8 protein-coding genes are annotated in these 10,079 nt (G+C 65.7%); 5 read left to right on the top strand and 3 right to left on the bottom strand.

Annotation, left to right across the window (positions count from 1 at the left end; genetic code table 11):
* The 3 genes from otsB to DU475_RS21315 form a co-directional block, all read right to left on the bottom strand.
* Window positions 1–635 (bottom strand): trehalose-phosphatase (gene otsB / locus DU475_RS21325; protein ID WP_164633260.1); only part of this gene is annotated, 635 nt, incomplete at its 3' end.
* Window positions 632–2,131 carry an MFS transporter gene (locus DU475_RS21320; RefSeq protein WP_164633259.1) on the bottom strand — a complete coding sequence of 500 codons (1,500 nt, stop codon included), beginning with the start codon at window positions 2,129–2,131 and terminating at the stop codon, window positions 632–634. The genes otsB and DU475_RS21320, both read right to left, overlap by 4 nt.
* 187 nt (window positions 2,132–2,318) lie before the next feature.
* Entirely contained in the window at window positions 2,319–4,364 is a 2,046-nt protein-coding gene (locus tag DU475_RS21315) for a methyl-accepting chemotaxis protein (RefSeq protein ID WP_164633258.1), read from the bottom strand.
* A 196-nt stretch (window positions 4,365–4,560) separates the two neighbouring features.
* On the opposite strand from DU475_RS21315, the gene DU475_RS21310 reads away from it, so the two are divergent.
* From DU475_RS21310 to DU475_RS21290, 5 genes are all read left to right on the top strand, one after another.
* On the top strand, window positions 4,561–4,899 hold the full coding sequence (locus tag DU475_RS21310; RefSeq protein ID WP_164633257.1) for a hypothetical protein: 339 nt from the start codon (window positions 4,561–4,563) through the stop codon (window positions 4,897–4,899).
* Between the two features lie 131 nt (window positions 4,900–5,030).
* Window positions 5,031–5,516 (top strand): (2Fe-2S)-binding protein, encoded by a 486-nt coding sequence (locus DU475_RS21305; protein WP_013504476.1) that lies wholly within the window; start codon window positions 5,031–5,033, stop codon window positions 5,514–5,516.
* A 110-nt stretch (window positions 5,517–5,626) separates the two neighbouring features.
* Window positions 5,627–7,981: a xanthine dehydrogenase family protein molybdopterin-binding subunit gene (locus DU475_RS21300; RefSeq protein WP_164633256.1), complete on the top strand. Its 2,355-nt coding sequence runs from the start codon at window positions 5,627–5,629 to the stop codon at window positions 7,979–7,981.
* Window positions 7,982–8,121: 140 nt separating this feature from the next.
* The gene (locus DU475_RS21295) at window positions 8,122–8,922 is read left to right on the top strand and encodes an FAD binding domain-containing protein (RefSeq protein WP_164633255.1); all 801 of its coding nucleotides are present in this window, start codon (window positions 8,122–8,124) and stop codon (window positions 8,920–8,922) included.
* A gap of 185 nt (window positions 8,923–9,107) precedes the next feature.
* Window positions 9,108–10,079: CaiB/BaiF CoA transferase family protein (locus DU475_RS21290; RefSeq protein WP_164633254.1), on the top strand; the 972-nt coding region annotated here is incomplete at its 3' end.

Here is a 10,079-nt window from a genome sequence, read left to right as displayed (position 1 = left end):
AAGATCGGGCGCCGTACCCGGAACGGCGGGTGCTTCATCAGCTCCTGAACGCCGGTCGCCTTGGTGAAGCCGGCATGCTTGATCTCGCAGACTGATTTGCCGGGAAGGACTTCCAACGGCGCATCGGGATGTTCGGCGCGGATCGCCGCAACCGATTCGTAGATCGCCTTCTCAGTGTGCGGTGCCAGACGATAGTGCAGCGCCAGCGAGTAACCCTTATCCTCCAGCAGAATACCGGGGCTGATGCGGGCGATCGCCGCCAGCCGGCTCTTGAGCTCGGGATCGAGCGGCGGCGCATGGGTGGCCACCGCTTCGCCGCTGCCCGCCAGCCGCATCTCGGCGCCATGACCGCCGACCGCCGGCAGCCGCAGCGGCGCGAAGATCAGGTCGATGTCGTTGATCGACCGGCCACTGACCAGGGCGAGCGCGCCGGAGGTCCTGATCAGAAGGTCTTTCAGCGTCTGCTCCAGTTCCGGCGGCACCCAGACTTCGCGCGGTGTCGGCGCGAGGTCCAGCAGCGTACCATCGATGTCGAGCAGCAGCGCACACTGATCGAGATGCGGCACCAGCGCTTTAGGCACCGGAACCGACGAAGCGATGGTTTGCGATGAGGGTTGAACAAGCTTGGTGGTCATCGATGATCCTCTGTTGCGGCCAGCGGCCGCGCGACGTGTTCCAGCGACCGACGTTCGGCCGCGACGGCGTACCGCCAGCCGATCACCGCAGCGGCCAGCATCAGGAACGATCCGAATAGATAACCCGCGAACACGCTGCCACGCGACCCCGTATCGATCAGCGCGCCGAACAGCACCGGGCCCGCCACACCGCCGATGCCGGTGCCGATCGCATAGAAGATCGCGATCGCCAGCGCCCGCACCTCGAGCGGAAACGTCTCGCTGACGGTGAGATAAGCGGCGCTCGCGGCGGGCGAGGCGAAGAAGAAGATCACCATCCAGGCGATCGTCTGGGTCTGCGCGCTGAGCGCGCCGATCGAGAACAGATAGCCGGACAGCGCCAGCAGGATCGCCGACACACCGTAGGTGAAGCCGATCATGGTGCGGCGGCCGAGCGTATCGAACAGTCGCCCGAGCAGCAGCGGTCCGAGGAAGTTGCCGGCCGCGAACGGCAGGATGTACCAGCCGACATGATTGGCGGGGATGCCGAAGAAGTCGGTCAGGATCAGCGCGTAGGTGAAGAAGATCGCGTTGTAGAAGAAGGCCTGCGCGACCATCAGCGCCAGCCCGACCAGCGAGCGCCGTCGATAGGTCGCCAGCAGCGTCCGCGCCACCTCCAGCAAAGGGGTGTGACTGCGCATGCGCAGCCGGATCTTCGGCAGTAGCTGCGGGCGGTCGGCGGCATGGCGCGCGCTTCGCTCGATATCGGCGACGATCGCTTCGGCTCGCTCGGGCCGTCCGTGGATCATCAGCCAGCGCGGGCTCTCAGGAATCCACCAGCGCATCGCGAACACCACCAGACCGAGGATCGCACCGGTTAGATAGGCCAGGCGCCAACCGGAATCGGGGTCGATCACCGACGGATCGAGCAGAACGATCGCCCCGACCGCTCCGAGTGCCGCACCGATCCAGAAACTGCCGTTGATCACCAGATCGGTCCAGCCGCGATAGCGCGCCGGCACCAGTTCCTGGATCGCCGAATTGATCGCGGTGTATTCACCGCCGATCCCGGCGCCGGTGAGGAATCGGAACAGCGCGTAGCTGGCGAGATCCCAGGACAGCGCGGTCGCCGCAGTGGCGGTGAGGTACAACGAAAGGGTGATGAAGAACAGTTTCTTGCGGCCGATCCGATCGGTCAGCCAACCAAACCCGAGCGCCCCGATCACGGCGCCCGCCAGATAGGCGCTGTTGGCGAGGCCGACGTCGAGATTGGAAAACCGCAGGGTCGGACTGTCCTTCAGCGCCCCCGCCAAAGCGCCGGCGAGGGTGACTTCGAGACCATCCAGAATCCAGGTGATTCCGAGCGCTGCGACGACCCGCGTGTGGAACCCGCTCCACAGCAGCCCGTCGAGTCTTGCCGGGATATCGGTTTCGATCACCCGCGCGCCGCCGTCCCGGTCCACCATGATCCGGGACCGCGGCGGTTCGGGCGTTTCGGCACTGACGCTCTCGGCCATGGGACTCCCACTCCGGTTGCGCTGTCACGCAGCCGGCGCCGATCGTGGCGATCCATCGGCAAGGGACGGACCGAATTGAGTGAGCCTAACGGGCCGGGACCCCGATCGGTTCCACCGGCCGCGCCAACCCCGCGGCCGGACATCGTGGTTCCGTTCGACCGCCGCCGCGAAATGCGGCGGTGCACGCTCAGGCGGCGCGGATGTTCGCCATGAAACGATCGAGCTCGGTACGAAGCCGCGCGCTCTCGGCCGACAGGCTGCGGGCCGATTGCAGCACCTGCGCCGAGGCGGCGCCGGTCTCGGCCGCACCGCGATTGACCTCGGCGATGTTGCCCGCGACCCGGTGAGTTCCCTGGGCGACGCTCTGCACGCTGGCAGCGATCTCCCGCGTCGCGGCCTCCTGCTGAGTGACGGCGCTCGCGATCGAGGCCGAGATCGTCGAAATCTCCGAAATCGTGCTGCCGATCTTCTGGATCGAGGTCACCGAATCGCGGGTCGCTTCCTGCATCTCGGCGACCTGAGACGAAATCTCGTCGGTCGCCTTCGCGGTCTGGGTCGCCAGCGATTTCACCTCGGCGGCCACCACCGCGAAGCCACGACCGGCCTCCCCGGCCCGCGCCGCCTCGATAGTGGCATTGAGCGCCAGCAGGTTGGTCTGCTCGGCGATCGTGGTGATGAGCTGCATCACCTCGCCGATCTGCTGCGCCGCCTGGGTCAGCTTGCCGATCCGGCCGTCGGTCTCGTGAGCCTGTTCGACTGCGGCTTCGGCGATCTCGCTCGACTGCCCGACCCGGCGGCCGATCTCGCCGACCGAGGCGGACAGTTCCTCGGTGGCGGAGGCGACCGCCTGCATCCCCGACGACGCCTGCTGCGAGTCGCCGGCAACCTGTCCCGACAGCCCCTGCGTGGTCTCTGCGGTGCGAGTGAGCGTCGCAGCGGCGCTTTCGAGCTGCGCCGCAGCATCCGAGACGTGCGCCACGATGGCGCCGACAGCGGTCTCGAACTCGCTGGCAAAGCCGATCAGTTCGGCGCGCCTCGCCTCGCGGCCGGCGGCCGCCTCGGCCTCGCGGGCAATCGCGTCCTGCTCGGCCTTGCGGGCCGCCTGAACCTTGAACTCTTCGACCGCAGCCGCCATCTCGCCGATTTCGTCGCGGCGGCCGAGTCCCGGCAGGACCACGTTGAAATCGCCGCCGGCCAGCCTGCGCATCGCGGTGCACATCGCCAGCATCGGGCGCGAGATGCCGCGGCCGAGCAACCCCGCCAGCACCGCGCCGAGCAGGAAGCCGCCGATTCCCAGCGCCGCCACCATCCGTTCGGTGGCGGTGACGGTGGCGTCGGATTCGCGCTCCAGCCGCTGCTGATCGGACAGCAGGTCGGCCTTGATCGCTTCGGAATCGCGGACGATCGCCGCCGCAGCACCGATCATGGTCGTGACCTTGGCGTCGATCGCCTTGACGTTGTCCGAGAGCTTGATCAACGCCTGCCGGTACGCCTCCAGCATGGTGAAGATTTCCTTCACCGCAGCCGAGATCTCGGCGTCGCCGGACTTGACGATGTTCAGCGAGTTCTCGACGAATTTGAGACGCGCCAGGGCGTTGTCGGCGACAGGAACGCTGGAATTGAGCGCGAAGGTGTTCGCCAGCGTCATCGCGGCAGCATACTGCTCGGAGGCGCGCTTCGCGCCGAGTTCGGCGCTCGAATCCTCGCGGTCGCTGGCCGTGCTCACCAGATCGTCGAACTTGTAACGCAGGTTGAGGCCGCCGCGGGTCAACCCGTTCTGAATCACCAGGGCGCTGTTGGTCTTCAGCGCCACGATATCGGCGAACAGGTTGGTGAAGGTCGAGAATTCGCCCGACAGCCGGGTCAGCGCCTCGCGCTGCGCCGGCTTGGTGGCGCCCTGCAGGGATTCGGCAATCGCACCTTTAAGCCGAGTTTCAGCCGCGAGCGCAGCCTTGACGTCCTCGTCCTTGCCGGTGAGCACGTAATAGCGCGCCCGCGCCTCGTAGCCGACCATCTCGCGGTCGATATTACGGGCGAGATCCGACTGCCGAACCCCGTCGCGGTAGGCGACCACGCCGTCCGAAACTTGCTCAAACCCGAGGTAAGCCAGCCCCATGCTGATCGCCGTGATGCCGAGCACCACTGCAAAGCCGAGCGTGACCTTGCCGCGAAAACGCAAAGCCGGCAGCGCCGCGGATATACCCCGCGCTCCGGCGACAGTCCTGACACTCACGTGATTGCACCCCAGTCCAAGCGATAATGCCCCGGAACCGAACCGGGTACTCGAAAACTACGCGGCATTGTCTAAAGCTGCGTAAACCGGGGAGCGGAATTCGAAGTGCCGACTTTAGTCCAACAGGCCCGAAGTACTCAGTTGGTGATCTTCCGAAGATGCGCCGGTAAATCGCCGAAACGGCACTCGGACTGGCATGGCCGCAGGCCAGCGCCACATTTCAAAATCGATTGCCTTCGGCCGGCAGCGACAAGGCTCGCAACAGGCGTGGTTGCTGGCGCCGGCGAACGAAGCTCAGCCCCCGTTTCATGTTGAAATCGCGCCGCATGAAGGTCGTGCGCTTCTGCACGTGGCGAACAAGGCCCGACCTTGGACGCTGAAGAGCGGCGTCGGGCTGACTCCCCACCAGCGCCGACGCAAGTTCCGGATCCTCGCTGCTGCGCCGCAACGTAACACCTGCCGATCGGAAACTGCTTTCGATTTAGGAGAGAGCCGCATTGCCAGGGCATTCCAGCCCCCGCGGCAGACTGCTTAGTTCAGTCGGTCACCAAACCGTCATCAACGATTGACAGTCGCGGCCATCCAAGCCTCGAAAATCCCAGTTGCAAAGTCCGGCTGCCGCGCTTCTAATTGGAACAATTAAAAATTCATCGGGAGGACTGACGCGTGTCCAAAGTCTCACTGACCGTCAACGGCAAGCTCGTGACGGCGGATGTCGAGGATCGAACGCTCCTCGTGCATCTGCTGCGCGATCATCTCGGCCTGACCGGAACCCATGTCGGCTGCGATACCAGCCAATGCGGCTGCTGCGTGGTGCATATCGACGGCCGTGCGGTGAAGTCGTGCACGACGCTGGTCGGCCAGGTCGACGGCGCCAACATCACCACGATCGAAGGCATCTCCAAAGGCGACGAACTGCATCCGATGCAGGCGGCGTTCCGCGACAATCACGGTTTGCAGTGCGGCTACTGCACGCCCGGCATGATCATGTCGGCGATCGACATCGTGCACCGCTACGGCGGCAACCTCGACGAAGAGACCGTGCGCCACGAGCTCGAAGGCAACATCTGCCGGTGCACCGGCTATCATAACATCGTCAAGTCGGTGCTCGACGCCGCCTCCCGCATGAATGTGGCGCAGGCCGCCGAATAGGCCGCCTGCCCGCCTGCCGTTTCGTCGCCGACCACACGTTCGAATGATGGCTGCGACCCGCGACGTTCCGAATCCGCGCGGCCAAAGCAGTCGAAGGGAGAGAATTGCACATGGGCATCGAGGGTATCGGCGCGCGCGTCGCGCGCAAGGAAGACCGCCGCTTCATCACCGGCCGCGGCCGCTATGTCGACGACATCAAGCTGCAGGGCATGACCTATGCGCATTTCGTGCGCAGCCCGCACGCGCACGCCAAGATCACCGGCATCGAGCTCGACGCGGCCAAGGCGATGCCGGGCGTGATCGACGTGCTCACCGGCCAGCAGATCGTCGACGACAAGGTCGGCAACCTGATCTGCGGCTGGGCGATCCACTCCAAGGATGGCTCGGCAATGAAGATGGGCGCGTGGCCGGCGATGGCGCCGGAGACGGTGCGCTTCGTCGGCCAGGCGGTCGCGGTGGTGATCGCCGACAGCAAGAACCTCGCCCGCGACGCCGCCGAGGCCGTGGTGGTGCATTACGAGGAGCTGCCCGCGGTCGCCAACATCAAGGCGGCGATTGCCGATGGTGCGGCGCAGCTTCACCCCGAAGCGCCCGGCAACATCGTGTACGACTGGGAGATCGGCGATCAGAAGGCAACCGACGAGGCGTTCAGCAAGGCCGCCAACGTCGTCTCGATCGAGCTCACCAACAACCGGCTGGTGCCGAACGCGATGGAGCCGCGCGCGGCGGTCGCCGAATACAATCCGGCCGAAGAGCACTTCACGCTCTACACCACCTCGCAAAACCCGCATGTCGCGCGCCTGGTGCTGTCGGCGTTCTACAACATCGCCCCCGAGCACAAGCTGCGGGTGGTGGCGCCCGATGTCGGCGGCGGCTTCGGCTCCAAGATCTTCATCTATCCGGAAGAGATGGTGGCGCTGTGGGCCTCGAAGAAAACCGGCCGCCCGGTGAAGTGGACCGGTGACCGCAACGAAGCCTTCGTCACCGACGCGCACGGCCGCGATCATCTGTCGAAAGCCGAGATGGCGTTCGACGCCGACAACAAGATGCTCGGGCTGCGGGTCAAGACCTACGCCAATTTCGGCGCCTATATGTCGCTGTTCTCGTCGTCGGTGCCGACCTATCTGTACGCGACGCTGCTGAGCGGCCAGTACAACATCCCGGCGATCTACACCGAGGTGGTGGGCGTCTACACCAACACCACGCCGGTCGACGCCTATCGCGGCGCCGGGCGGCCCGAGGCCTGCTATCTGCTGGAGCGACTGGTCGAGACCGCGGCGCGGCAGCTCAAGGTCGATCCGGCCGAACTGCGGCGCAAGAACTTCATCACCCAGTTCCCGCATCAGACCCCGGTGATCATGGCCTACGACACCGGCGACTTCAACGCGTCGCTCGACGCCGCGCTGAAGGCGATCGACTACGCCGGCTTCGCAAGCCGCAAGGCCAAGGCCAAGAGCGAAGGCAAGCTGCGCGGCATCGGCCTGTCCTGCTACATCGAGGCCTGCGGCATCGCGCCGTCCAAGGCGGTCGGCTCGCTCGGCGCCGGCGTCGGCCTTTGGGAATCTGCTGAAGTGCGCGTCAACCCGGTCGGCACCATCGAGATCCTGACCGGCTCGCACAGCCACGGCCAGGGCCACGAGACCACCTTCGCCCAATTGGTCGCCGACCGTCTCGGCATCCCGATCAACCATGTGTCGATCGTGCACGGCGACACCGACAAGGTGCAGTTCGGCATGGGCACCTACGGGTCGCGCTCGGCGGCGGTCGGCATGTCGGCGATCTTCAAGGCGATGGAGAAGGTCGAAGCCAAGGCCAAGAAGATCGCGGCGCATCAGCTCGAAGCGAGCGAGAACGACATCGTCATCGAGAACGGCGAATTCAAAGTCACCGGCACCGACAAGGCAATCGCGCTGCCGATGGTCGCGCTCGCCGCCTATACGGCGCACAATTTGCCGGACGGCATGGAGCCCGGCCTGAAGGAAAGCGCGTTCTACGATCCGACCAACTTCACCTTCCCGGCCGGCTCGTACATCTGCGAAGTCGAGGTCGATCCGGGCACCGGCAAGACTTCGTTCGTCAACTTCGTCGCGGTCGACGACTTCGGCCGGCTGATCAATCCGATGATCGTCGAGGGCCAGGTGCATGGCGGCCTGGTGCAGGGCATCGGCCAGGCGATCCTGGAAAACGCGATCTACGACGACAGCGGTCAGCTCGTGACCGCGTCGTTCATGGACTACGCGATGCCGCGCGCCGACGACGTGCCATCGTTCCAGATCTCGCACACCACGACGCTGTGTCCGGGCAATCCGCTCGGCGTCAAGGGCTGCGGCGAGGCCGGCGCGATCGGTGCTTCGGCAGCGGTGATCAACGCCATCACCGACGCGATCGGCAACAACCGGCTGGAAATGCCGGCGACGCCGGACCGGGTGTGGCACGCGATGCAACTGCAACAGGCGGCCGAATAAGACCGTCATTGCGAGCACCCGGATCCGCGCGTCGCGCGGTCCGGGCACAGGCTCCGCGAAGCAATCCAGAGGCTTCGCTTCTCGCAATGGCGGAGAGCTTGTTGGACAGACAAACAATCGATCTCTGACAGGAGATACCCATGTATTCCACCAACTATCACCGCGCCTCCTCGGTCGACGAAGCCGTGGCGCTGATCGCCAAGGGCAGCGACGCCAAATTCCTGGCCGGCGGCCACACGCTGCTGCCGGTGATGAAGCAGCGGCTCGCAGCGCCGGGCGATCTCGTCGACATCGCCAAGATCCCGGCGCTGATCGGGATCGAGGCCAGCGGCGAAACGCTGACCATCAAGGCGGCGACCACCTATTACGACATCATGCACAATGCCGACGTGAAGCGCATGATCCCGGCGATCGCGCATCTCACCTCTGTGCTTGGCGATCCGGCGGTGCGCTATCGTGGCACCATCGGCGGATCGGTCGCCACCAACGATCCGGCCGCGGACTATCCGGCGGCGATCCTGGCACTGAACGCCACGGTCAAGACCAACACGCGCGAGATCCCGGCCGATCAGTTCTTCAAGGGGCTGTTCATGACGGCGCTGGAAGACAACGAGATGATCACCGCGATCTCGTTCCCGGTGCCGGAGAAAGCCGGCTACGCCAAGATGCGCAATCCGGCGTCGCGCTTCGCGCTGACCGGCGTGTTCGTCGCCAAGCTGAAGAGCGGCGAGATCCGCGCCGCCGCGACCGGCGCCTCGCAGGACGGCGTGATGCGAGTGCCGGTGATCGAAGACGCATTGAAGGCGAATTGGTCGGCGTCGGCGCTCGACGGCATCAAGGTATCCGACGATGGCCTGATCGAGGACATCCACGGCACCTCCGACTATCGCGCCAACCTGATCAAGGTGATGGCGCAGCGCGCGGTGCAGGCCGCCGGCTGACTAATTCCATGACACGGCAGGCGGTGCGCGGTTTCGCGCGCCGCTTTGTTTTGTGCGGTGCCGCAGCATGGCGGCATGCGGCGCTGGGACGAAAAGTCACTTGCCCGGAGCACGCCGGACATGGTGATTGATCCTGACAACAACCGCTCCGCGCCGCGCGCGGACAACAACAATGGACACCCAAGGTGCAAGACACAGTGACCGCCTCCCCCAAGCCGACCACGAAAGCCAACGTCAGCGGGCCGCTCTCCGGCACCCGCATCGTCGAATTCGCCGGCATCGGGCCCGGCCCGTTCGGCTCGATGCTGCTCGCCGACATGGGCGCCGAGGTGATCACGCTGGTGCGCGCCGGCCAGAAGCCGCAGGGCGCCGCCGCGCGCGGCCGCACCGTCGTCACCGTCGACCTGAAGGACAAGGCCTCGGTCGCCGAGGTGCTGAATTTGCTCGACGGCGCTGACGCGCTGATCGAAGGCTATCGCCCCGGCGTGATGGAGCGCCTCGGCCTCGGCCCCGACGTGGTGATGGCGCGCAATCCGAAGCTGGTCTATGCGCGGATGACCGGCTGGGGCCAGACCGGCCCGCTGGCGCAGGCCGCCGGCCACGACATCAACTACATCTCGATCACCGGCGCGCTCGCAGCGATCGGCCCGGCCGACAAGCCGGTGCCGCCGCTCAACCTCGTCGGCGATTTCGGCGGCGGCTCGCTGTATCTCGTCGTCGGCATTCTCGCGGCATTGCTTGAAGCCTCGAAGTCCGGCAAGGGCCAGGTGGTCGATGCTGCGATGTGCGACGGCGCCGCCTCGCTGATCACGATGTTCTTCGACATGACCGCGGCGGGCCGCTGGAAGGAAGGCCGCGAGAGCAACATGCTCGACGGCGGCGCGCACTTCTACGGCACCTACGCATGCGCCGACGGCCAATTCATCTCGATCGGCTCGATCGAACCGCAGTTCTACGCGCTGCTGCGCCAGATCGCCGGGCTGACCGATGCCGACTACGACGCCCAGATGGACGCCCGGCAGTGGCCGGCGCTGAAGCAGAAGCTCGCCGCGGTGTTCAAGACCAAGAGCCGCGACGAATGGTGCAAGCTGATGGAAGGCACCGACGTCTGCTTCGCACCCGTCCTGACGATGTCCGAAGCCACCAAGCACCCGCAC

The sequence above is a fragment of the Rhodopseudomonas sp. WA056 genome (assembly GCF_010906995.1).
Classification (GTDB): domain Bacteria; phylum Pseudomonadota; class Alphaproteobacteria; order Rhizobiales; family Xanthobacteraceae; genus Rhodopseudomonas; species Rhodopseudomonas palustris_G.
The sequence above is the reverse complement of the archived record's forward strand: the minus strand, read 5'-3'. Positions and strand labels throughout refer to the sequence as shown.

Bases quoted from the DNA above. Each gene is read 5' to 3' on its own strand.
- DU475_RS21320 (WP_164633259.1), bottom strand. From the start codon at position 2,131: ATGGCCGAGAGCGTCAGTGCCGAAACGCCCGAACCGCCGCGGTCCCGG.
- DU475_RS21310 (WP_164633257.1), top strand. From the start codon at position 4,561: ATGGCCGCAGGCCAGCGCCACATTTCAAAATCGATTGCCTTCGGCCGG.
- DU475_RS21300 (WP_164633256.1), top strand. From the start codon at position 5,627: ATGGGCATCGAGGGTATCGGCGCGCGCGTCGCGCGCAAGGAAGACCGC.
- DU475_RS21295 (WP_164633255.1), top strand. From the start codon at position 8,122: ATGTATTCCACCAACTATCACCGCGCCTCCTCGGTCGACGAAGCCGTG.